Source organism: Micromonospora sp. CNZ322, from assembly GCF_007827755.1.
Map to the genome: position 1 here is coordinate 231807 of NZ_VITD01000009.1, position 23522 is coordinate 255328.

Sequence of the window (23522 nt, forward strand, 5' to 3'; positions counted from 1 at the left end):
GTCGCTTGATGGTTCCAGTCTTCCTCACAGCCGTCTCTTGCAGGAGGAAACGGCCGCTCACGGCAACCACGACGCAAGCACCGTTCAGCTTCATGCAAGTTCGCCGATTAGGCGCCTGACCCCCTCCGCCGAGTCCGACAATCAGGACTATGAGGTCACGTCGCATTCAGGGGGTCGTCATGGCGCGAAAGAGGAAATCTGTCGCACGGCAAACGCTCATCCTTGCCTTCGCAGCGGGAGCGGTGACCGGAGCGGCGAGCATGCTCACCCTCCGAGGTCGCCGCCAGGATGGTGACTTCCCGGCGGCTGACGTCGCGGGCCAACTGGACGACGGCCTCGCAGCGAGGACCGGCGGGCGTATCGACCCCGCGCCGCACAGGCCCGAAAGTTTGCCCGCCGCGCAGCACCACTGACTCCCGGGCAGCGCCTCGGACCACCCCTTGCCTGACAGAGATGAGAGCACTGATGTCAGAAGGATCGAGCGGTAACCGCGCCGCGTCTGCTGACACGCCGGTCGCCGAGTTGGTGCAGCGTGCCACCGATCAGATCACCCGGCTGGTGCGCGACGAGTTGACGTTGGCGCGGGCGGAGATGACTGCCAAGGGCAAACGCGCGGGCCTCGGCGCCGGGCTGCTCGGCGGCGGCGCGGTGCTCGGGATCTTCGCCGGCGCGACCGCCGTCGCCACGCTCGTGCTGACCCTGGCCGCGGTCATGCCCGACGCCCTGGCCGCCCTGATCGTCACGGTGATCCTCGCCATCGCCGCCGCGATCGCGGCCCAACGCGGCAAGAAACAGGTCAGCACGGCAATGCCCGTCACACCCACCGCAACCAGAGACAGCGTGCGAGCCGACGCCGAGACGATACGTGACGCAGCGAGTCGGAGGCAGCCATGAGCACGCCACCCGGAAGCAGCAACTCGGACCAGACCCGACACGATATCCAGCAGACGCGCGCCGAACTCGGCGAAACCATAGCCGCACTGACCGCGAAGACCGACGTCAAGACACGTGCGCGCACCAAGACGACCTCCGCCGTCGGCGGACTCCGACAGCGGGTAGCCCAGGTCGGTCAGTCGGCGAAGACCAGAGCGACCCAGCTGGCGCACACGGTGAGCCAGAAGGCCTCTCAGCGCGCCACGTCAGTGAAGCAGGATTCACAGCACACCATCGGCACGATACGAGGCTCGATGAGAGCCGGCGCGCAGACCACCGGCAAGGCCGAGTCCACCCTGATCACCTCCGCTCGCGCCGCCACCACCAAAATCGGCAGCTTGGTTCGCACGAAATCCGTGCCAGTCCTCGCCGCCACCGGCACTGTGGCAGCCCTCGCGGTCGTCACCTACCGCCGTCGCCGGTTCCGGTAGACAGTTCGGCTGAGTGCCGCGACCCGCCTGGTCGGGCTGAACCTCCCCCGGCGGCAGGCCAACGTTAGCCACATCGGCATCACCGACACCACCCGACCTGGCACCGCTCGTCCCACCCGAGCCGGTCCGGTCGCCCTACCTCTTCGGACGCTCCGCACAGGCGGTCATCCGGACCAGAACCTCGCCGGGTCCGGGGGTGGGGCACATCAGAGCGCCTGGTCACCGGTGGTCGATCCGATCGGGCCCGACCCAGCGAAACGCGGGTCTGCGGAATTACCAGGCGGTGGTGGTTGTGGTCCGGAACCGGCGCTGGTAGACCGACGGCGGGATGCCGTACGACGCGGTGAAGGCCCGCCGCAGCGTCTCGTCGCTGCCGAACCCACTGCGCCGGGCCGCCTCGGTGACTGTGCCGCCCCGCTCCAGCAGCGCGCGGGCCGCCTCGACCCGGGCAAGTTCCAGGTAGCGCGCCGGGGTGAGCCCGAACTCCTGTTGGAATAGGCGGCGCAGGTGGCGGGGGGTCATCGTCGCATCGTGCGCCATCGCGTCGATCGGATACGCCCGGGCCGGGTCGGTGGCGACGCGGTCGGCGACCCGGCGTAGCCGCCGGTCGAGGGTCGGCGGCAGGTCCTGCCGGACGGAGAACTGGGACTGCCCACCCGGCCGCTGCATGAACACCACGAGTTCCCGGGCGACCTCGCGGGCCAGGTCGGCACCGTGGTCCTCCTCGACCAGTGCGAGGGCGAGGTCGATCCCGGCGGTGACCCCGGCGCTGGTCGCGAACCGGCCGGAGCGGACGTGGATGGCGTCCGGACGGACCTCAATCTCCGGGAATTCGGCCTGTAGACGGCCGGCGTGCCGCCAGTGGGTGGTGGCCGGGTGGCCGGCGAGCCAACCGGTCCGGGCCAGCACGAACGCGCCGGTACAGACCGCGGCGAGCCGGGTCGGCGGCCCGATCAGTGGACCCAACCGGGCACGTAGGTCCTCGGCGTCGGGCAGCGCGGTCAGGTCTTCGGCTCCGGTCAGCACGAGCGTGTCCAGCGGCGTGGACTCGGCCACGGTGGTGTCGGCGGACAAGCGGACTCCGGACGCGGTACGCACCGAATCCGACCGCCAGCCGAGCAGGGCCACCGCATAGTCGGCGCCGCGCCGGGTAGCTCCGCTGAAGACGTCCACCGGTCCGGAGACGTCGAGTAGCTGTACCCCGTCGAAGACGAGCACGCCGACCCGGTGTGACCGCCCTCCGCTCATCCGACCCGCTCCCTCCAGCCGTTCTGATGTCCGTATCTGTGGGATGGCTGTCCTTCTGGACATGGCCCGGCCGAGTCTAGCCCGGCAGCATCGGTGGCGAGCCTCAGCACCAGTAGAAACCTCCGTAGGAACAGGATGAGCACACCATGGCCGAAACCATCGCCGGGATCACCATCCCGGACACCCCGCTCGTGGCTACCGCGACCGACCTCGTCCGGGCAGCCACCAACGACCTGTTGTTCCGGCACAGCCGCCGGGTGTTCCTGTTCGGCGCGCTCCAGGGTGAGCGGCGTGGTCTGAGCCCCGACCTCGAACTGCTGTACGTCGGTGCCATGTTCCACGATCTCGGACTGACCGAGCGGTACGGCAGCACCGACCTGCGGTTCGAGGTCGATGGAGCACGTGCCGCCGAGCGGTTCCTGCTCGACCATGGCCGACCTGCTCAGCAGGCCCGCAAGGTCTGGCTGGCCATCGCGTTGCACACCACGCCGGGGGTGCCGGAGTTCCTCGATCCGGAGATCGCACTGGTTACCGCGGGAGTGGAGACCGACGTGCTGGGCATCGGTTACCGCGACCTTGATCCGGAACGGATCGCCGAGGTCATCGCCGCCCATCCGCGCCCCGACTTCAAGCGGCAGATCCTGGCCGCCTTCAACCAGGGCAACAGGCACCGCCCGCAGACGACGTTCGGCAACGTCAACGCGGACGTGCTCGCCCACTTCGACCCGAACTTCGTCCGGAACGACTTCGTGGAGATCATCCTGCGCAGCGACTGGCCGGAGTGACGGTCCGCTCGGAGGGAACCTCCGCTCGGGATGGCCGACCTGTCCGCTGTCGGACGCTCGGCGACCGCCGGGGCGTTTGGCGCATGCCCATCTCGCGCACGACCCAGTCCAGCGAGTCGGCCGCCTTCTTCGCGTTGGTCACGATCGGGGTGGCCAGGTGTGGCGACCGTATGGGCACCGGGGTCAGCTGGTGTGTTGCAGCACCGGGACGATCCGGAAGTCGACCGTGGCGTGGTCGATGGTGGCGTGCACCGGGGAGCCGGCCATCTCGGTCATGATCCCCGAGGCGCTGCGCCGGCCGTCGGCGGCGGAGTCCCACGCGACGATGTCGGTGATCGTGCCGTCGTCGTCCTGCACGATCCGACGCCACCGGAAGCCGGGCTGCCGTCGCAGGTATTCGTTGATGTCGTCGTTGGCGTTGACGAAGTCGGCGCCGGTGAGGCCGGAGACGAGCCGGAACGTCGTCATCTCGAGTGCTTCGCTCATGGGTGCCCTCCTCATGGTGTGCGATCAGCCCTGCACGGTGGACCGCATGATGATCTCGTTGACGTCGACGCTGTCGGGCTGGGTGATGGCGTAGGCGATCGCGTCGGCGACTGCCGAGGCAGGCATTCCCAGTTCCTCGGCCGCCGCGTGGGCGGCAGTACGCACCTGAGGGTCGCCTCCCCGCTCAGTGAGTTCCGAGTGGGTGTAGCCAGGGCTCACCAGGGTTACCCGGACGTCCCGGCTCTCCTGGCGCAGCCCTTCGGTAAGCGCCCGGACCGCGTACTTGGTGGCGCAGTAGACCGCGGCCGTCGGGTCGACGCGGTACCCGGCGGTAGAGCCGATGTTGATGATGTGCCCTGCGCCGCGGGCCCGCATCAGCGGCAGTGCGGCGGCGATGCCGTTCAGGGTCCCGCGCAGGTTCACATCGACCATCTGGTCCCACTCGTCGACCCGCAGCGCGTCGAGGGTCGACAGGGCCATCACGCCGGCGTTGTTGACCAGTACGTCGATGCGGCCGTGCCGGTTGTGGGCGCTCTCGACAAAGGAGAGCACGCTGTCACGGCTCGTGACGTCGAGCTCGTGGTGCTCGGCGGTGCCACCGGCGGCGCGCAGTTCGTCGACGAGTGCGGCGAGCCGGTCGACGCGCCGGGCACCCAGCACGACGTGATGGCCGTCGGCGGCCAGCCGGCGGGCGGTTGCCGCACCGATACCACTGCTCGCACCGGTGATGAGAATGATCTTCGAGCCGGAACTGTCTCCCATTGATCCTCCTGTTGTGCTTCGGGCCTGCGGCCAAGCGCCGCTGCTCAACGATCCGGCTGATACGCGGGCCCGGGAAGGGTGAGGTTTCCTGGGTGCGCGACACCCTGGCACCACGTACGTTTCATTCGAGTCGGGGTGCTCTGTCCCGTGCGCCTCGACCTGCGGATCGGGCGATTCAGCGGACGGCCCAGCAAAGCCGGCAGCTGGCCGGGGATCTCAGCCAGGAGTCTTAGGCTGGTCGACATGCCCGATTCAAACCGGCTCGGGGAATTCCTTCGGGCCAACCGCGCCCGAGTGGACCCGAAAGAGGCCGGACTACACGGGGGCGGCGACCGCCGGGTACCGGGGCTGCGCCGCGAGGAGATCGCAGTCCTGGCCGGGGTGAGCGCCGACTATTATGCCCGCCTCGAGCAGGGTCGGGAGCGCAACCCCTCGGCGCATTTGCTCGACGCGATCGGCCGGGCCCTGCGCCTCGACCCGGACGCGCGCGGCCATCTCTTCCGGCTCGCCGGGCTCCACCCTCGCCTCGGCCCGGACAACACCCGGGACTCCGTCCACCCCGCCCTGCTGCGGCTGCTGGACGCCTTTCCCACCTCCGCCGCCTACGTGCTCAGTCCAGCGTTCCAAGTGCTGGCCACCAACAGCGTGGCCGCTGCCCTGCTGTCCCCGTTCACGGGCCCGACCAACATGGTCCGGGTGCTGTTCGAGCATCCGCAGGCCCGCACCGTCTTCCCCGACTGGCCGGCCCTGACCGAGAACGTCGTACACGCCCTACGACTCAACGCCGACCTCTTCCCGGAAGATCCCCAGATCCGGGCGCTCGTAACTGACATGCGACGGGACTCGCCGGAGTTCGGCGCCCTCTGGACGGACCAGACCGTGCAGGGCCTGACCCGCATGTTCAAGGTCATACACCACCCCGAGGCAGGGCGGGTCGAGCTGACCTACCAGACCTTTGACGTCCGGGATGCTCCCGGTCAGCAACTGTTGGTCGGCACGCCTGAGCCGGGCAGCCGCAGTGCCGAGGCCCTGGCCGCTCTGGCAGCACCGGATCAGGAGGTCGCGGGCCAACCCCCGGGGGGTGGTCAGCCACCCAAGAGCTGATGGCAGCCGCAGCACTTCATCCGCCGACGCGCGTGCTCGCGGGCCGGCGGGAGTCACCTCCAGTCCCGCCCACGCCGACCGCCAACACGTCTCATCATTCGCCCCCACGTCATCGTGGGTAGGAAAGAGGTCGTGTCTGGCGGAGATCCGCGACAACGAATCAGCCCAGGCTCGTGGCACCAGTGGCGCTCAATCCAGCCAGCGAGGGAGGTCACTAACTACCTCGCCGCCCGCAGCATCTCGAGCACCTGCGCCCCGCGCTCACCCCCGCCTACTCAAACCTGAGAGCATGCGGCATGCGATCACGCCTACGGATGGTCAGAGTGACGACCAGGCCTGTTCAGGTAAGAGAGTCGGCCGCTGTCGACTTGCCGCAGAGCGCGGATGCGGTGTGGTCGTTCATGTGGGATCCGGCATCCTGCCTCAAGCTCTTCGACAAGGCGGAAGTAGCCGTGTCTCTCCCAGGTCGGGAGGGAATCGGCGAGATTCAGGCTGTCGTGGAGCGGGCCGCAGGCGGGCGAGTGGGTGTGCTTCACGAGGTGGGTGTCCTAGCTGGGGGGCAGTCACCGTCGAGGCGCTTGGGCCTGAATCATGTCGTCTCACTCAGGAGTTTTGGGCAGATGTTCCGGCGGGAGTCCCGCCAGCAACGGAGAAACACATGCGCGACGAGTTTCGGCAGCGGCTCGAACCGATGATGCAACGGCTAGCTGAGTGGGCAGCTGATCGACTCGGATAATCCCGACGTGCGATGAGGGCATTGCCCGATCTCGAAGTTCAGGACGTGCCTGCTACGTACCGCATACCCCCTGTTCGGACGTCGCGATGACCTGACGCCGACGAGCGGGCAGCCGGACTGCGCAGGTGCTCGGCTCAGCTGACTATGGGGCATACGTTGCCACATCGTAACTGGATAGGTCTTCGGGCCGGTTCGAGTGTCTGTTGTGGAGACTGGTAGCTTGATCGGCTGTGTCCGTCTGTCCAGCCGCCGCCGTCGTCGTATGACGATCGTTGTGCAGTTCAAGACTCGGAGGAACGATGACATCAGTACTCATCGTTGAACCGGTATCTTCCGGCAACGAGCTCGTCGTCCGAGCCGCGGCCATGGGTTGGAACACCGTGGTGGCCAGCTTCGACGCCGAAGACCGAACTCTGACGGCGGCGACCAAGGATCTGGCATCCACCCTCGTCCAGGTAGATACGAATGACCCGCACGCCATCGTTGAAGCGGTTAGTCGCTCGCCTGTGGGGGCTGGACTCGATGGTGTCGTTGCCGGTTCGGAGTTTCACGTCGAGATCGCGGCCCAAGTTGCGGAGAAACTCGGTCTGCCCGGCCTGACCACCACCGATGTCGCGCTCGTTCGGAACAAGGCCAAAATGCGTGAGGCGCTGCAACGCGCCGGCGTCCGGTCGCCCCGGCACCGGGAGGTGGCCTCCCGCGCCGAGGCGGAGCTCGCGTGCGCGGCGCTGACGTTCCCGGTGGTGGTCAAACCGGTTGAGTCGTCAAGCAGCATCCACGTCTTGAAGGCGCGCGACACGGCCGAGGCTGTGCGGGCGTACGCTGCCATCGAAGCCGATGGCATGATCGACCTCGGCAGGCCGCTCGGTGACGAGGTCGTCATCGAGGAATACGTTTCCGGCGACGAATATAGCGCCGACGGATACGTTTGGCGCGGCGAGGTGCGCATCGCCGCAGTGACCAGGAAGCTCCTCGGCCCCGAGCCGACCTTTGTCGAGCTCGGTCACATCACACCCGCTCCTCTGGGACCGAACGATCTGGGCGCGATCGAGCGGTACGTCGGCCAGGTGGTCCGGGCGGTCGGGCTGGAAAACAGCGTGTTCCACTGCGAGATGCGTTTGTCCGCGAACGGACCGGTACTCATGGAGATCGCCGCACGACTGCCGGGAGACCAGATCGTGCACCTGGTAGCCGACGCCACAGGTGTGTCGATGGCGGACGCCGCCTTGTTGATGGCGGTCGGCGCGAACCCGGAGACCTGCCTCGACGAAGACGCGGCATTCGGGGGGGCTGCGGGCATTCGCTTCGTGGACCCCGGCAGCATCACCGCCTACACGCGTATCGAGGGATGGGACGACGTGCCGCGCTACGCCGATGTCGTGGAGCGAAAGGTGCTGGTCCCCGCCGGCGAGCAGATTCCCTCGACCTATGAGGCCCTTCGGCGCGTGGCCTATATCCGCTATCGCGCTTCCGATCCAGACACCGCTTTGGCGGTCAACGAGCGACTGGGCCGGGAACTGCGACCAGTCGCAGCGTATTTGTCGTGAGTATCGCGAAGTATTATGCGATGCGGTTCGCCAGCTGGCTGTGCGACTACCTGGTCCTGTTCGCGGTACCAGTGCTCGCCTACAGCGTGACCGCCGATGTGCGCTGGTCGGGCGCAGCGGTCTTCTTCCAGTGGGGACCGAGGCTCCTGGGACTGTCGGCAGCGATCCTGCGGCTCGACAACATACGGCAGCGGACCCTGATGGTCGTGGCGGATCTGACCAGGACCGCGACGGCGCTGGTGGCTGGGCTGATAATGGCGGTGTATCCCGGTGCGGTGCTGCCGGTGCTGATGATATTCGCGATGGTCGTGGGCCTCTGCTTCGAATTGACCTTCGTCGGGGGCGAGAAGATCGGCCTGTACTTGGTCCGCCCCGAGGGACAGGAGCGATTCCAATCGCAGCTGACCGCCTTCGAGCAGGCGGCGATGGTCCTGGGGCCGGCGGCGGCGGGCGTGGTGCTGTCGTTCCCACCGCCGGTGCTGATGTTCGTGGCGGCGGGTCTGTTCGGGGTCTCGCTGCTGATGTCGATATCGGTCCCCTCGGGCGGCACGGCGCCCACTTCGACAGCGAAGCGCACCCTGCGCGCGACCGTACGCATTGCGCTCGAGGACCCCGTCCTGCGCCGGATCGTGCTGGTCACCATGGGCCTGAATTACGTGCTCGCGCTGATCAACGGGGCTGCGCCCCAGATCGCGTTCGGAACGTTCGGGACAAGCAGCAGTGAGCTGGGGCTGATGTACGCGGCGAGCAGCGTGCCGGCCATCATCGGCCTGTTGGCCTTCCACCGGCTGACCTCGCGTGTGTCGCTGTCGACGATCGGGGTCGCTGTCGCGGTGGGGATGTGCCTGGCCGCGTTGGGCGTCGCGGTGGCGGCCCGGCTTTGGGTTTTCGCTGGATGCCTCGGGGCGTTCCTGCTGCTCGACTCGTTCTTCAGCGTGTACATCAGGGTCGTCAGAGCGCGTCGGGTACCACTGGAGAACTACGCGGCGACCGTGGGGCTTTTTGGCATGCTGCTGATTGTGCCGATGCCGCTCGCGGGGCTCACACTAGCCGCCGTCGGGAATCTCGTTGACCCAGCGGTACTCATCTCGGCGTCTGCTGCGGCCGTGCTTATCGGCGCCGTCACCACATTACCGAGAGGGCGAGGCCTCCTAGTGGCCCCCGTCGCCCTGGGGGTAGGGACGACCCGCATCAATCACGATTCCTGAGTCAGCGCCAATGGCCCCCGTTGGGCTGCTGCGAACTTCCGGACAGTGGTTGGAGCCCGGGAGCGGGGTGCGGCAGGTATGGGCCGCCTACTCCCCCGCGGCCCGCCACGACGCCGAGGTGACCCACACCCTGAACAAGGGACTGACGTCGTTGCGGGCGCACGAGGAGTACCTGAAGGGCCTCGGCCAACCCGACTTCGACCACGAGTAGTTCTTGGAACAGCTGGCCCGGGAGGCCGGCAACCGGATGGGCTGCCGGTTCGCCGTCGCTTTCGAGGTCATCACCATCGCCGGGTGACCTGCTCGGCCGACCGGCATACGCTGGCCGGCCGGGCGATCAGCGCCGCGGGCCGATCCCGGATTGCGCCTGCTCGAGACCGGTCAGCCTTTCCCGCACCGTCTCGGCGTCGGGGTGGTTCAGCTCGTCGAGGATGACCACGGCCTGCTGCCAGCATTCCTTGGCACCCGCGAAGTCGCCCAGCGTCATCAGAGTGTTGCCGAGGTGGTGCTGGCTGTCGGCCTCGGCGTAACGGTTCGCGGCGTCCCGGTTCAACCTGATCGCCTCGCGGTAGCACTCGATTGCCTCGGCCGGATGGCGCAGCTGGTGGTTGATGTAGCCCAGGCTGTCCCAGGTCGCCGCCTGCCCAGACGGGTCGTCGAACTCGCGCAGCACCACCAGGGCCCGGCCGCAGTAGTCCTTGGCGGCCTCGTACTGCTCCAACATGGCCAGCGACCAGCCGACATTGTTGAGCGAGACCGCGTGCGCCAGCCGATCGTTCGCGATCTCGGCCAGCATGAGGGCGGCCTGATCGTGGTCGAGCGCCTCGCGGTGGCGGCCCTGCCGCTCGAAGACGCGCGCCAGGGCCAGATGCGCCTGGGCCTGATCACTCGTCGAACCGACCTCGCAGGAGAGGTCGAGCGCCCTCCGGCTGTGCGTGTAAGCGTCGTCGTACCGGCCCAGCCAGGCATGGGCCACCCCGGTGCCGCGGTGCGCCTGACCCATGGCGCGCCGGTCGCCGAGCCGCCGGGCGGCGTCCAGGGCGAGCCGCTGCGTGTTGATCTGGTCCCGCCAATGGCCCTGGCGGTTGAAGTACTCCATCAGCGATCGAGCGAGGCTGCACAGGCTCGCGTCATGACCCTCGTCCCCCGCCCGGCGAACGATGTCGAGCAGCAACGCGTGCTCGGCGGTGAACCACTCCACCGCCTCCCGGGCCGTCGTGATACGGGGAAATCCGGCGTCCTGGCCCTCCCCAGCGTCCTGGGACAGATGCGGCTCGAGCAGTACGGCGGCGCGGCGTGACAAGGTCACGTAGTGGGTGAGCAGCCGGCGAACAGCGGCGGACCGCTCCTCCGCGCTGTCCACCGCGCGGACCAGGTCCATCGCGTAGCCCCGGAGCAACTCGTGCAAGGACAGCCGGGTCAGCTTGTGCTCGCTGACCATCTGGGCGTCCTTCAGCTCATTGAGCAACGTCCGCGTCGCGGGCAGGTCCAGAGCCGCGAGGTGGGCCACGGCCAGTTCGTCGATGTCCGGACCGGGCGAGAGCCCCAGCAGGCGGAACAGTCTCGCCGCGGCCGGGCTCAGCGTCCGGTAGGTCCACACGAATACGACGTGGACGTCCCGTTCGGCCTCGGCCGGCGCCCCGGCCGATCCAACGGCCGCGTCGAGCTCGTCGGCGAGCGTACGAAGGTCCAGGTCCGGGTGGGTCGCGGCGCGTGCGGCGACGAGGGCCAGGGCGAGCGGCAACCCGGCGCATCGGGCGATGAGCCGGTCGACGGCCACGCTGTCCGCCGTGACCCGGGCGGCACCCAGCCGGTTGGAGAGCACCCGCCTGGCCTCGTCGTACGGCAACGGGCCGACCGCGATGGGATGAGCGCCCTCGGTCGCCACGAGGCTGGGCAGCGCACGGCGGCTGGTGACCAGGACCAGGCAGTCGGGGGTGCCGGGCAACAGAGGCCTGACCTGGTCGACGTCACGCGCGTTGTCCAGAACCACGAGCATCCGGCGACCAGCGACGCAGCTGCGGTACAACGCCGCCTGTGCCTCCAGGCTGACCGGGATGCTTTGCGGCGGCACCTGGAACGCGTCTAGGAACATGCGGGTGACCTCTTCCGGCCGCACCACCACGCCGCTCGGCTCGAAGCCCCGCAGGTTGACGTAGAGCTGCCCCTCCGGGAACTGCTGCGCCACCCGGTGTGCCCAGTGCACCGCCAGTGAGGTCTTGCCTGATCCAGCGGCACTCCAGAGGACGCACAGCGCGGGCTGCTTCTCCGCCTGGGAGGTTTCGAGGATGTCCGACAACTGGGCCATCTCCGATTCGCGGCCGGCGAACCCCCGGACGTCGATCGGCAGCTGTGCCGGGACGACCAGGGGCCGGCGCGGTGCGGGCCCGACGACGGCATGGGTCGGGCGCCGGGGCGGGATCCGGACCTGCGGTGCGAGAACGGCGTCACGGCTGATCGCCGGGCCGCTCCGTCCCATCCGGTCGCCCTGCAGGATCGCCTGCTGCACCTGCTGCAGCTCGGGGCCGGGCTCGATGCCGAGCGCCTCGACCATCTGCCGGCGCACGGCCGCGTAGCGGTCGAGGGCCTCGCTCGTGCGCCCAGCAGCGTACTGGGCCTGAATCAGCGTCGCCGCCAGGCTTTCCACCAGCGGATAGTCGTAGGCCAGCACGTTCAGCTCCGCGATGACCGCCTGGGGGTCCCCGATCGCCAGCTCCGTCCGGGCCCAGGCGACCACGGCGTCCAGCCGCTCCAGCGTCCACGCGTCCCGAGTGCGTTCCGCCCAGGCGCTGGTCAGGCCGGCCAGTGGCTCACCGCGCCACAGGGCGACGGCTTGCCGGAGCAGTGCCCGTGCTTCGGCCTCGGAGCACAGCCGTCTGTCGGCCCGCTTCACCAGCCTGCGGAAACGGTGCAGGTCGATGTCGTCGGGCGCCATGTCGAGGCGGTAGCCCCCGGAGCCCAGCAGCAGCCGGGCCGGATTCCCGGATCTCGTGTCGATCATCTCCAACGACCGCCGGATGCGGGTGATGTGACTGTGCAAGGTGCGCCGCGCCCGCTCGGGTGGCTCCCGGCCCCACACCCGCTCGACGAGCACGTCGGCCGGCACCGTCCGTCCGACCTCCACGGCCAGCGCGGCCAGAACCGTGCACTGCTGCGGTCTTCCCATCGACGACGGTCGACCCTGCGATCGACCTTCCACCGGCCCAAGAATCATCAAGCCCACAGTGCCCCCGTTGATCGCCTAAGCCCGACAGCCAGCGGCTCAGGTCGCACCTCACCGTGTCGACACCGCTGTCAACTCGCCGTCAAGAAATCAGCCTACATCACTGACCATGCTTATCCAAGGCAGATGGAGGCGGGTCATGTATGTGCCTATATCACGGTGGTGCAACCAAGTTACGGGGTATTTCAATGGCTCGACAGGATGAGTTTGTCCAGAAATCTGGACGTCTGACATCAGCATTCGAGGATTGGATTGCCGGCACCGCCTTCTCCTGCCTCGGTGCGCGCGCGTCGGTACGCCAGAAGCAATTATATTGCGTCGAACTGAAGTCGATGCTCGACGCCGACAGCACTCGGGAGCTGCACCGGGAAATTGTCGACTTCGTCGACCAGGCCCGGCTGCACGAGACCAGGTTCAGCTCTTTCGCGGCGATCTTCGAAAATCCGCGGCGGCTGAGCGAGACGGAGTTCGAGCACACCCTCTGGGCGCAGCTCGCCATGCTTCGTCAGGTGGATCGGGAGAAATACGCATGGGCGCCGGGCGTCTCCAGTGATCCCCATTCCCTGGACTTCGCCTACAGCGTCGCCGGACATCCGTTCTTCGTCGTGGGTCTTCACTCCCAGGCGTCGAGGATCTCCCGTCGGTTCACGCACCCGGTGCTCGTCTTCAACTCCCACATCCAGTTCGACCAGTTGAAGCAGGAGGGGCTCTACGCCTCGCTCCAGGACAAGATCCGGGCCCGCGAGCTGCGGCTTCAGGGGTCCATCAACCCGAACCTCGCCGACTTCGGGGAGCAGCCGGAGGCCCCCCAGTACTCGGGGCGGCCGCAGCCGGCGGAGTGGCGGTGCCCGATCTCGGGCGGGTCGGCGACGTTCGACGAGAGGGCTCGGTGAACACCTCCGTCAGTCAGACTTCCCTCCTGTCGCTGCGACGAGCCCGCCGGGCGGACGCGGAGGCCCTGCACGACCTGTCCGCTCCGTTCGTCGCGCTCGGTCGGCTGCGTCATCGCGATGTCGGTGAGTTCGCCCGGCGTCACGCCGACTTCCTGGTCGTCGAGGACGACAGCCGGATAGTGGCCTGCGCCGGCGTCCAGCGCTTCGGGGGCGACTGGGTCTTGGACAACCTGTGCGTCCACAGCAGCTTCCAGGGCCGCCGGACCGGGAGCCTTCTGCTCGACCGGACCCTCCAGGAGGCGGCCCGGTCATCGGCGCGTGCACTGTACGCGGCGTCCAGCCCGACCAACGCGTGGTTCCTCGGACACGGGTTCGCTGAGGTTGAGCCGGCTGCCGGGCCTCGGCGCTGGGTGAGCCAGCTGGATCCCACGCGTAATTCCGTCGTCTACCGCCGCTGGATCTGACGGTCGTCGGCCTACGGGAAAGGGTACAAAACAGTGACAGACCTGCCTTCTGCGATAGTGACCGGCGCGTCGTCGGGTTTCGGCCGGGCCGTCGTCGAGCGACTGGTGAAGACCGGGCGGCCCGTCGTGGCGCTGGCCCGTCGCACCGAACGGCTCACCGAGCTCGCCGACCGCCTCGGCCACGACCTGGTGCATCCGCTGACCGTCGACGTTCGGGACGGAGACGCCGTCGCCCATGCTTTCGGCGACCTGCCCGCACCGTTCTCCGATGTGGGCGTCCTCGTCAACAACGCCGGTCTCTCGAAGGGCTTCGGCCCGATCCAGGACGCCGAGCTGCGCCACTGGCGCGAGATGGTCGACACGAATGTGCTGGGGCTCCTGCACTGCGTCCGCGCGGCCCTGCCCGTCATGCTGGCCGCCGGCCGCGGCCACGTGGTGAACATCGGCTCCATCGCCGCGGTGTACCCCTACCTCGGTGGGAACGTCTACGGCGGCACCAAGGCGTTCGTCCACCAGCTCAGTCTCAACATGCGCACCGATCTGGAGGGCAGCGGCATCCGCGTCAGCTGCATCGCCCCCGGCATGGCCCGTACGGAATTCGCTCTGACCCGGTTCGACGGGGATCAGGAGCGGGCAGACGCCTTGTACGACGGTAGCGACCCGCTCACCCCGCAGGACATCGCCGAGGCGGTGGAGTGGTGCATCTCCCAGCCTCAGCGAGTCAACGTGAGTCTCATCGAGCTCATGCCCACGGATCAGCCCTTCGGCCTCAGCTTCCGCCCGAGTCAACCCAAGGAGCAGTGATGACGCACACCGTCTGGAGTGTCAACGACTGGGATCCGCTGGAGGAGGTCGTTCTGGGCTCCGCGGCCGGCCTCACCCCGCCTCCGGTGGACGTTTCGCTGAGGCACTTCTTCGAGCCCCCGGCGAATGCCGGGGACGAGCGGATCGACGCCGGCACGCTGCAACGCGTGGTGGACGAGACCGAGGAGGACTTCGCCGAGCTGACCGAGACGTTGACGAGTGCCGGTGTACGGGTGCGCCGCCCGGACACGACCACCGTGGGCCGGCGTTACGCCACTCCGGAGTGGGAATCCGTCGCCATGCACGCGCTGATGCCACGGGACTGCCTGCTGGTGATCGGCAACCGCGTCATCGAGGCGCCGATGCCGATGCGTGCCCGCTACTTCGAGACCGCCCCGTTCCGGTCCCTGCTCCGGGAGTACTTCGACGCGGGCGCCTCCTGGTTCTCGGCGCCGAAGCCCCTGCTGCCCGACGAGACCTACGTGTACGAACCTGGTGCCTCGGTCGTGGCGGAGGATGAGCCGTTGTTCGACGCGGCCAACATGCTCCGGTGTGGGACCGACATCTTCTTCAACGTGAGCAACACCGGCAACCGGCGGGGGGCGGCCTGGCTGCGCCGGCAGCTGGGCTCGGACTTCCGGGTGCACGAGATCTCCATCTGCAGCGATCACGTCGGAACGACGTTGCACATCCTGCGGCCGGGGCTGCTGCTGGCCAACTCGGAACGCCTCACCCCGGATCGGATTCCCGGCCCGCTGCGGTCCTGGAAGACCATCTGGGTGGACACGCCAGAGGACGACGGCTATGCCTTCGACTGGCCGCGCGCGTCCGTCTGGGTCGGCATGAACATTCTGGCCCTCGGCCCCGACACGGTCGTGGTGCCGGCGAACCAGACGCGGGTGATCAAGCAGCTGGAGAACGCCGGCATCACCGCGGTCCCCACCAGCTTCCGGCACGGCCGCACGTTCGGCGGCGGACTGCACTGCTGTTCGCTGGACGTCCGCCGGCGCGGCGGACTCGAGACGTACCTGTGACTCCGTCGCGCCGGCGACGTTTTTCCTGAGCAGAAAAGGCCAGCAAGTTGACGCTCACCATCCTTGCCTCGTTCGCTCTCAGTGCGTTCCTGCTGAACCTGAGCCCCGGGCCGTCGATCCTCTACGTGATGTCGCGCAGCGTCGTCAACGGGCGGATCGCCGGAGTGTTCGCGGCCTTCGGGCTGGCTAGCGGGAGTGCAATGTGGGCGCTCCTGACGGCGATCGGCGCGTCCGCTCTGATCGCCTCGTCCGAGCTGGCCTTCACGGTGCTGCGGTTCGCCGGTGCGGCGTACCTGCTCTATCTGGGCATCTCGGGGCTCCGTGATCAGCCGTTCACGGTAAGAACCGAGAGACCGGCCAGGGTGTCCGGCTTGCGCAGCTACCTTCAGGGCTTCGTGGTGGAGGGCACGAATCCGAAGACGGTCACCTTCTTCCTCGCCCTGGTCCCGCAAATCATCGTCAGTCTCGACGATCCGGGCCTGCTGGTCCTGATCGGGTTTTGCCTGATCGTTCCGCTGACCGCCCTTCCCATCGACGTCACCGTCGGGGTGACCGGAGGCACCCTGGCCTCCAAGATCGCCACACGTCCCCGGGTGGGGCGTGCGCTCAACTACCTGTCGAGCGCCGTCCTCATCGCCCTGGCCAGCCTGGTGCTGTTCGACCGATGACCCGGCCCGGCCAACCGTCCGGGCCTCGCGCGAAGGAGTCTCTCGTGTCCGCTGTCGAGGCGACAGTCGAAGCGCTCTACCGGTATCCGTTCAAGTCCATGCGGGGCGAGACGGTCGATGACGTACGGCTGGACGGCCGCGGAATGGCCGGCGACCGCGAGTGGGCCGCCACCTTCCCGGATGGGCGGGTGGGCAGCTGCAAGACCTGGAAGCACGTCCGTCGCCTCGACGGCCTGCTCGCCTACGCGGCGCGCACACGCCACGGTCGCGTCGAGGTTCACACGCCGACCGGCGCCGTGCTGGCTGCCGGCGACCCCGACCTGGACGCGGCCCTCACGGCGCTGGCCGGTGAGCCGGTGCGGGCCGCCCGGGAGTCGGGCACACCTCACTTCGACATCGGCGCGGTCCACCTGATCTCACGTTCGTCCCTCACCGCGCTGGCGGCCGAGGTGCCGGGAGGAACCGTGGTCCCGGTGGCCCGCTTCCGGCCCAATATCGTCATCGCCGGGAAGTGGGGGCCGGGATTCGAGGACGACTGGATCGGGCGCGAGGTGTCCATCGGGGAGACCACGAGACTTGAGATCACCGAGCAGACCGAGCGGTGCGTGACGGTCACGCTGCCACAGCCGGGCGTGCCCCGCGACAAGGAGGTCCTCCGGGTGCTGGCCAAGGGGAGAAACACCAACTTCGGGGTGTACGCGAAAGTCATCTGTGCGGGCTCGGTGCGGTTCGGCGACCGCGTCCGTGTGAGCTGAAGCGGTCTTCGCCCGAGACCCCGGCCTCCCGACTGACACAGCCCCGGAATTCTGACGCCGGTGGGCGTTGATCCAACTGCGCGCGACCTCAAAGGCGTGGACGTGCCCGGCTACTGCCACCTGATCGAGGGGATTGCCGATGACCGTGAACGCTGTGTGGAGCAGTAACGACTGGGACCCGCTGGAGGAGGTCGTGCTGGGCACAGCCGTCGGCTTCACCCCCCCACCCGTGGACCCCTCCCTCCGCCACTTCTTCGAACGACCGGACGAGGCGGAGCGCGAGAAGATCCCCAGCGCAATGCTGGATCGAGTCGTCGACGAAGCGGAAGAGGACCTTCGCGATCTCACCGCGGTACTCGAGTCGCACGGTGTCGCCGTTCGACGCCCCGAACGCCCGGTGCCGGGACAGCAGTATTCGTCACCGAACTGGGCGTCCGTCGCGATGCATGCGCTCATGCCGCGAGACTGCCTGTCGGTCATCGGTGACATGCTGATCGAGGCCCCGATGCCGATGCGGTCCCGGTACTTCGAGGTCTTCCCGTTTCGCGACCTGCTGCGCGAGTACTTCGATTCCGGAGCTCGATGGCTGTCGGCGCCGAAGCCAAGGCTGCCTGACTCCACGTACATCTACGAGTCGAATGCCTCCGTAGTTGCCGACGATGAACCCTTGTTCGATGCCGCAAACCTCTTGAGATGCGGGTATGACATTTTCTTCAACGTCAGCAGCACCGGTAACCGGCGAGGTGCGACTTGGCTACAGCGAGCTTTGGGGCCGGATTTCACGGTGCACGAGATGTCCATCTGCGCCGATCACGTGGACACGACACTGCACATCCTTCGGCCGGGCTTGCTGTTGGCCAATGCCTCTCAAATGAAGCCCGAAATGATACCGATCCCGCTGCGGAGTTGGAAGACACTGTGGGTCACCGATATCGAGGATGACGGTTTCGCTTTCGACTGGCCACGAGCTTCTCGCTGGGTCGGGATGAACCTCCTGGCGCTCGGCCCGGATCGTGTGCTCGTCCCGTCCACCCAGGTTTCCCTAATGCGTCAGCTGGAACAGGCCGGGGTGGAGCCGGTACCCGTGCGGTTCCGGCACGGTCGTTCCCTCGGGGGCGGACTGCATTGCTGTTCTCTCGACATCCGGCGCCGGGGAGAGCTGACCAGGTACTTCTGATCAGGTCGGCGGCGGTCCTCGATGCTAGCGGTATCGCGGACTTCCGGGCGTCCATTTGCCGTTCAACATTCTTCGGTAAGCAAAGTTTCGTACGGACGGTCTTGACGCCCACGAGGTCCAATGAATACTATTCACATAGCCCGATATGGATGCTTAGATCATCATAGGGCGAGGAACGAGTCGGCGACGAATCAGGTTGACAACGACGACCCCTGAATCATCTCGCCGCCACCCCGATTCGGTCAATCGGCACTTCTCCCGAACACTGCTGAACAGAACGGAAGGCTTGCATGTCAACACTCGCCGACGGCTATGACATCATCGATCTGCCTCCGATCTCGCGGGAGGTGCTGGACAGTTACGACAATCTCCCGCTCGATGTCTACATGGGAAACCAGACGCGCTACAAGCGCTTCTCGCAGTACAAGCTCGACCACATTTCCGACGCCTGGTCGTTCGAGCTGCTCGCGCACCGCTCCTACAGCCAGTCCCGCCAGCACAACACGGTCGCGGGCGGCATCCTGCGCGAGTACGAGCCATTGCAGGCCGACTTCCTCCCCTACGTGCACGCGGTCGCCGCCAGCCTGCCGCTGGACCGTTCCGAGAGCTGGCAGGTGAACGTTCATCAGAACCGCAGCCGCGCCACGGAGGCGAAACCCGGGCTGGTCACCCCGGAGGGCGTCCACAGGGACGGGCATGAGTACGTCGGGATCCTGGTCTTCAACAGGCACAATGTGACCGGCGGTGAGATGCGGCTGTGGAAGGCCCTCGACTCCTCCGAGCCGTTCTGGCGTGGCACCGTCCAGCCTGGCCAGGCTGCGCTGCTCGATGACCGCACCGTCGCACACGACGTCACAGATCTGCACCCGGCTACCCCCGGCCAGGAGGGGCATCGCGACATCATCATCGCCGCGTTCTCGCGCTGGTCAAGGGGTAAGTACGGTGAGGAGTACGAGCAGGCGGTGCTCGACAGCGAACCCTTGGCGCCATGAAGGCGACGGGTAGACGTGTCACTGTGGTCGACCGTGAGGTTGCGGGTGGATGCCCGTTGGACTGCCCGGACGCCTGCAGTTGGATAGTGGGCGTCCGCGACGGTGTCGCCGTCACGTTGCGCGGTCGCCCCGAGCACCCCTTCACCCACGGCACTCTCTGCGTGAAGGTCAACCAGTACCTCGACCACGCGGCGTCGCCCGATCGTCTCCGTCATGCACTGCGTCGCACCGGCCCGAAGGGCACCGGCAGGTTCACGAGGATCAGCCTGGACTCGGCGTTCGACGAGATCGCCGAACGGTTCAACCGGGTTCGTCACGAGTACGGCGGCGAGTCGATCTGGCCGTACCAGGGAACGGGCAACCTGGGGTACCTCCAAGGGCTCCAGGGCCAGGCCGGCGCACGGTTGTGGAACGTGCTCGGCGCCTCCGAGCACGACATGACGATCTGTTCGGCGGCTGGGCTGGTCGGCGCGGACCTCGCCACCGGCACCCACCGGGGCATCGATCCGGAGTCGCTGGCCCACTCGCGGTTGATCTTGCTGTGGGGCGTCAACACCCTCACCACGAGCCATCACCAGTGGCGGTTCATCAACAAGGCACGTGAGCAGGGCGCGCACGTCGTCGCGATCGACCCAGTGGCCACAAGGACCGCCCAGCAGGCCGACGAGCACCTGGCACCGCGGCCCGGTACCGACGCCGCCCTCGCGCTGGGCCTGCTCAACGTGGTGGTCGCCGCCGGCGGGGCGGACCGTGGCTACCTGGCCGACCACACACTGGGGTGGCCCGAGTTCCACGCCCGCATCGAGCAGTTCCCTCCGGAACGGACCGCGGAGTTGACCGGCGTTTCCCGCGCGCAGATCGAGCAGCTGGGGGAACGGATCGCCACCACGAGACCCACCGGCATCCGCGCCGGCAGCGGGATGCAGCGCCATGCGGGCGGCGGCGCGGCCGTCCGCGTGCTCGCCTGCCTGCCCGGCGTCACCGGTGACTGGGGCAGGCTGGGTGGTGGCCTCACCTACTCGACCGACGGGTACTTCGGCGGGAACCGGGAGGCACTCCTCCGCAGCGACCTGCGCGCGGCGCCGGTGCGGCGGCTCTCCATGACCCGGCTCGGCCAGAACCTTCTCGACCTGACCCCGCCGGTCAAGGCGCTTTTCGTGTACGGGGCCAACCCGGTGGTCAGCAACCCCGATCAGCAGCGCGTTCGCCAGGGGCTCGCCCGCGAAGACCTGTTCACGGTGGTCGTCGACCACTTCCAGACCGACACCGCCGACTACGCCGACATCGTGCTGCCCGCGACCATGCAGACCGAGCACCTGGACGTCCTCGACGGCTACGGCCACATGTACCTCGCGTGGAACGAGCCGGCGACGAGCCCTCCGGGCGACTGCCTGTCCACGACGGAGACGTTCCGCCGAATCGCCAGGCACATGGGGTTGTCCGAGCCGAGACTCTACGATTCGGACCAGGAGATGGCGGCCCAACTGCTGGCCTCGGACCATCCATCGCTGGACGGCATCGATGTCGAGTCCCTGCGCCGAGACGGGTGGGTGAGACTGAGTTACCCGGCCGATTTCGTGCCGTTCGCCGACGGCTTCCCGACACCGTCCGGCAAACTGGAATTCCGGTCCGAGCGAGCCGTGGAGGCCGGGTTCGAGGCAGTGGCGGGATACACCCCGCCACGCGAGTCGACCGACCCGGAACTGGCCGCGCGGTACCCGCTCTCGCTGATCGCCGGTGCCTCGCACTTCTTCCTCAACTCGGTCTTCGCCAACAAGCCGGAACTGCGGCGCCGGGCTGGTCCGCCCCGGGTCGAGCTGCACCCGGACGACATGGCGGCTCGTGGGCTCACCGACGGCACACCGGTCGTGGTCTTCAACGACCGCGGTTCATTCGTCTCCACCGTGCACGCCTCCGCACACGTCCGCAGCGGAGTCGTAGCGACCACAAAGGGCCATTGGATGAAGCTCACAGGCGGCTCGACCGTCAACGCGACGGTGAACGAGCGGGACGCCGACATGGGCGGCGGTGCGGTGTTCCACGACAACCGCGTCGAGGTCGAGGAATGGCAGCCCTCCGCGCCGCAAGACTGATATCAGACGACACATTATTTCCATGGGGGTACGACCGTGCAACGAACAGCTTCTGTCGTCGACGACATCTCGGATTGGCTGTCGATATCAGCGGATCAGCTTGACCGCGCGGTGCGCGGTGAGCTGCGGGAACAGGTTCTCGAACGGGTGGGAGAGCTGAACGACCGCGCTACCGCCGGTGACCCGGATGCATTTCTGCAGCAGCAACAACTCCTCGCCCGAATCTATGATCTCGGGTTGCGGATCGCTCCCGGTGCACCAAGCGCTGAGGGATCGGTCGTGATTCACGAGATCGCCCGCCTGGTGGAGTCCGCCACCGGCGCCGCAGAGGATGCCCGCATCGAAGCCGGCCTGCTGGACGGCATGCCGACCGAACCGGCCGCTTACGTCTCCTGGTTGAAGGCGCTGGCCAAGCAGCACCGGGTGTACAAGCATCCCTACTACACCGATTTCATCAGCAACCACGCAGACTCCGAGGACCTGCGTCGGTACATGATCCAGGAGTCGGTCATCGACGCGAGGTTCGACGACCTGCTCGCCCTCATGCAGGTCGGTACCGACGGTGCCGCGAAGCTGGAGATCGCGGCGAACTACTGGGACGAAATGGGCAACGGCCGGCCGGACGAGGTGCACACCACGCTCTTCAGACGGATCTTCGAGGTCTTCGACGTGCGGGAGGAGGAGGTCGCCGACCAGCTCACGGGCACGGCGCTGCTGTCCGGGAACCTCGCGGTGATGTTGTCGCGCTACCGGTGCCGGTACGCCGAGGCGGTCGGCTACCTCGGGATGACCGAGTGGCTGGTGCCGGACCGGTTCGTGTGCGTGGTGCGCGCATGGGAGCGACTGGGGCTGCCGGAGGTCGGGATCACCTACCACAGGCTGCACATCACGGTCGACTCCCAGCACGCAGCCGGGTGGTTCCACAACGTGGTGAAGCCGGCGGCGACCTCCGAGGCCATGCGCATCGGCATCGCACGCGGGACCATGTGGCGGCTCAACTCGTCCGCTCGCTACCTTGACGAGCGGTTCGCCGAGACCGGCGCGCGGTGGGCTGACGGCAGCCGCAGGTGACCTCGCCGCGAGGGGAAGGCCTTCCGCGCTTCGCGAAGTACCAGGCGATGGGCAACGACTACCTGGTCGTGGATCCGGAGGACGGGCTGCCCGCCGCACCGACGACAGCGGTCGCGATGTGCGACCGGCACTTCGGGATCGGCGCGGACGGAATCGTCTTCCGGGGACCGCCCGCGGGCGCGGGCCAGCCCATGCCGGTCCGCTTGTTCAACCCGGACGGGAGCCCGTGCGAGCTGAGCGCGAACGGGCTGCGCATTCTCGCCCTGCACCTGTCCCGAGGCGACGGTACGGAGTTCGTGCTGGACACGGGGTTCGGCCGTACCAGCGTCCGGGTACTGGACCGGTCCGCAGGGCTGGTGTCGATCGACTTGGGTCGTCCGGACTTCGACGCGGACGCCGTCGGCCTGGTCGGGGGTTCCGGCCCGGTCGTCGACCACCCGTTGCCCGTCGCCGGGCGGACCCTCCGGGTGACCTGCGTCCACAACGGAAACCCGCACGCGGTCGTCGTCCTACCGGCCGACGACGAGTCGGCCGCGCGGGAGCTGGGGCCGCTGATCGTCCGGCATTCTGCGTTCCGCACCCGGGTCAACGTGGAGTTCGCGGTCGTGCGCGATCGGAGTTCGCTCGAGGTCGTGGTGTGGGAACGCGGTGCCGGGCCAGTGCTCGCGTCGGGGAGCGGGGCCTGCGCGGCGGCAGCCGCGGTGCGGCGTCTCGGTTTGGTGGGCGACGAGGTCGACGTCCGGATGCGCGGTGGTGCCGTCACCGTGTCCGTCGACGCCGGCGGCGCGGTCCGGCTGACCGGACCGGTCGAGCAGGTCGCCACCGGACGGGTCTCCGCCGGACTCGCCGCTCGAGCGGGTCGACCGACCCGCCCGGTGCGGACGTCAAGCTCCTCCTGACGAAGCAGGAGCCGCCACGGTGGCGGTGTGGCGGGCGCGCAGAAGTCGCCGATCGGATTTGCCCGACGGGAAGCGGGAGAGGTGCTGCACGACCCAGGACGCGCTGGAACGGGCCACCGACTCTATCGATGAATGGCTATGCTAAGGATGTGCGCCGAACGTACGCGCCACAGCGAAGAACTCGAACGGTATTGGGGTGAAACCCCGTT

At 67.8% G+C, this 23522-nt stretch carries 22 protein-coding genes; 18 read left to right on the forward strand and 4 right to left on the reverse strand.

Features of this window, described 5'->3' with window-relative positions; translation table 11 throughout:
* Positions 1–465 precede the first annotated feature (465 nt).
* Positions 466–894, forward strand: coding sequence for a phage holin family protein (locus FB453_RS22070; protein ID WP_145793005.1), 429 nt, complete (start codon positions 466–468; stop codon positions 892–894).
* Positions 891–1364, forward strand: coding sequence for a DUF3618 domain-containing protein (locus FB453_RS22075; protein ID WP_145793008.1), 474 nt, complete (start codon positions 891–893; stop codon positions 1362–1364). The genes FB453_RS22070 and FB453_RS22075 overlap by 4 nt, the downstream gene beginning before the upstream one ends.
* 273 nt (positions 1365–1637) lie before the next feature.
* Here the strand turns inward: FB453_RS22075 and FB453_RS22080 are convergent, their stop codons facing one another.
* Positions 1638–2612, reverse strand: coding sequence for a helix-turn-helix domain-containing protein (locus FB453_RS22080; protein WP_145793010.1), 975 nt, complete (start codon positions 2610–2612; stop codon positions 1638–1640).
* A 146-nt stretch (positions 2613–2758) separates the two neighbouring features.
* On the opposite strand from FB453_RS22080, the gene FB453_RS22085 reads away from it, so the two are divergent.
* Complete coding sequence (locus FB453_RS22085) at positions 2759–3397, forward strand: HD domain-containing protein (protein WP_145793013.1); 639 nt, start codon at positions 2759–2761, stop codon at positions 3395–3397.
* A 183-nt stretch (positions 3398–3580) separates the two neighbouring features.
* Here the strand turns inward: FB453_RS22085 and FB453_RS22095 are convergent, their stop codons facing one another.
* The gene (locus tag FB453_RS22095) at positions 3581–3883 is read right to left on the reverse strand and encodes a hypothetical protein (RefSeq protein ID WP_112583147.1); all 303 of its coding nucleotides are present in this window, start codon (positions 3881–3883) and stop codon (positions 3581–3583) included.
* Positions 3884–3907: 24 nt separating this feature from the next.
* Positions 3908–4645, reverse strand: coding sequence for an SDR family oxidoreductase (locus FB453_RS22100; RefSeq protein WP_145793017.1), 738 nt, complete (start codon positions 4643–4645; stop codon positions 3908–3910).
* 243 nt (positions 4646–4888) lie between these two features.
* On the opposite strand from FB453_RS22100, the gene FB453_RS22105 reads away from it, so the two are divergent.
* From FB453_RS22105 to FB453_RS34325, 4 genes are all read left to right on the forward strand, one after another.
* Positions 4889–5749 carry an MmyB family transcriptional regulator gene (locus tag FB453_RS22105; protein ID WP_145793020.1) on the forward strand — a complete coding sequence of 287 codons (861 nt, stop codon included), beginning with the start codon at positions 4889–4891 and terminating at the stop codon, positions 5747–5749.
* A gap of 1035 nt (positions 5750–6784) precedes the next feature.
* Positions 6785–8032, forward strand: coding sequence for an ATP-grasp domain-containing protein (locus FB453_RS22110; protein WP_145793022.1), 1248 nt, complete (start codon positions 6785–6787; stop codon positions 8030–8032).
* The gene (locus FB453_RS22115; RefSeq protein ID WP_145793025.1) at positions 8029–9240 is read left to right on the forward strand and encodes an MFS transporter; all 1212 of its coding nucleotides are present in this window, start codon (positions 8029–8031) and stop codon (positions 9238–9240) included. The genes FB453_RS22110 and FB453_RS22115 overlap by 4 nt, the downstream gene beginning before the upstream one ends.
* Positions 9241–9307: 67 nt before the next feature.
* The gene (locus tag FB453_RS34325) at positions 9308–9451 is read left to right on the forward strand and encodes a hypothetical protein (RefSeq protein WP_186718440.1); all 144 of its coding nucleotides are present in this window, start codon (positions 9308–9310) and stop codon (positions 9449–9451) included.
* A 126-nt stretch (positions 9452–9577) separates the two neighbouring features.
* Here the strand turns inward: FB453_RS34325 and FB453_RS22120 are convergent, their stop codons facing one another.
* The gene (locus FB453_RS22120; protein ID WP_186718442.1) at positions 9578–12406 is read right to left on the reverse strand and encodes a BTAD domain-containing putative transcriptional regulator; all 2829 of its coding nucleotides are present in this window, start codon (positions 12404–12406) and stop codon (positions 9578–9580) included.
* Between the two features lie 245 nt (positions 12407–12651).
* Between FB453_RS22120 and gntA the strand changes: the two genes are divergently transcribed.
* The 11 genes from gntA (at position 12652) to dapF (ending at position 23313) form a co-directional block, all read left to right on the forward strand.
* Positions 12652–13356 (forward strand): guanitoxin biosynthesis heme-dependent pre-guanitoxin N-hydroxylase GntA, encoded by a 705-nt coding sequence (gene gntA, locus FB453_RS22125; RefSeq protein ID WP_112730980.1) that lies wholly within the window; start codon positions 12652–12654, stop codon positions 13354–13356.
* The gene (locus FB453_RS22130) at positions 13353–13820 is read left to right on the forward strand and encodes a GNAT family N-acetyltransferase (RefSeq protein WP_167457588.1); all 468 of its coding nucleotides are present in this window, start codon (positions 13353–13355) and stop codon (positions 13818–13820) included. Before gntA ends, FB453_RS22130 begins: the two co-directional genes overlap by 4 nt.
* Before the next feature lie 33 nt (positions 13821–13853).
* Positions 13854–14624, forward strand: coding sequence for an SDR family NAD(P)-dependent oxidoreductase (locus FB453_RS22135; RefSeq protein WP_112583138.1), 771 nt, complete (start codon positions 13854–13856; stop codon positions 14622–14624).
* A complete protein-coding gene (locus FB453_RS22140) occupies positions 14624–15658 on the forward strand; it encodes an amidinotransferase domain-containing protein (RefSeq protein WP_145793029.1) in 1035 nt (344 codons plus the stop codon). Before FB453_RS22135 ends, FB453_RS22140 begins: the two co-directional genes overlap by 1 nt.
* Before the next feature lie 47 nt (positions 15659–15705).
* Positions 15706–16326 carry a LysE family translocator gene (locus FB453_RS22145; RefSeq protein ID WP_112583136.1) on the forward strand — a complete coding sequence of 207 codons (621 nt, stop codon included), beginning with the start codon at positions 15706–15708 and terminating at the stop codon, positions 16324–16326.
* 44 nt (positions 16327–16370) lie between these two features.
* On the forward strand, positions 16371–17081 hold the full coding sequence (locus FB453_RS22150) for an MOSC domain-containing protein (RefSeq protein WP_167457589.1): 711 nt from the start codon (positions 16371–16373) through the stop codon (positions 17079–17081).
* A gap of 139 nt (positions 17082–17220) precedes the next feature.
* Positions 17221–18258, forward strand: a complete 1038-nt coding sequence (locus FB453_RS22155) for an amidinotransferase domain-containing protein (RefSeq protein WP_145793031.1) — start codon at positions 17221–17223, stop codon at positions 18256–18258.
* Between the two features lie 290 nt (positions 18259–18548).
* On the forward strand, positions 18549–19250 hold the full coding sequence (locus FB453_RS22160) for a 2OG-Fe dioxygenase family protein (protein ID WP_145793034.1): 702 nt from the start codon (positions 18549–18551) through the stop codon (positions 19248–19250).
* Positions 19247–21343, forward strand: a complete 2097-nt coding sequence (locus FB453_RS22165) for a molybdopterin-dependent oxidoreductase (protein WP_145793036.1) — start codon at positions 19247–19249, stop codon at positions 21341–21343. The genes FB453_RS22160 and FB453_RS22165 overlap by 4 nt, the downstream gene beginning before the upstream one ends.
* Positions 21344–21622: 279 nt before the next feature.
* Positions 21623–22414 (forward strand): iron-containing redox enzyme family protein, encoded by a 792-nt coding sequence (locus tag FB453_RS22170; protein ID WP_225855006.1) that lies wholly within the window; start codon positions 21623–21625, stop codon positions 22412–22414.
* The gene (dapF, locus tag FB453_RS22175; protein WP_486480373.1) at positions 22411–23313 is read left to right on the forward strand and encodes a diaminopimelate epimerase; all 903 of its coding nucleotides are present in this window, start codon (positions 22411–22413) and stop codon (positions 23311–23313) included. The genes FB453_RS22170 and dapF overlap by 4 nt, the downstream gene beginning before the upstream one ends.
* Positions 23314–23522 lie beyond the last annotated feature (209 nt).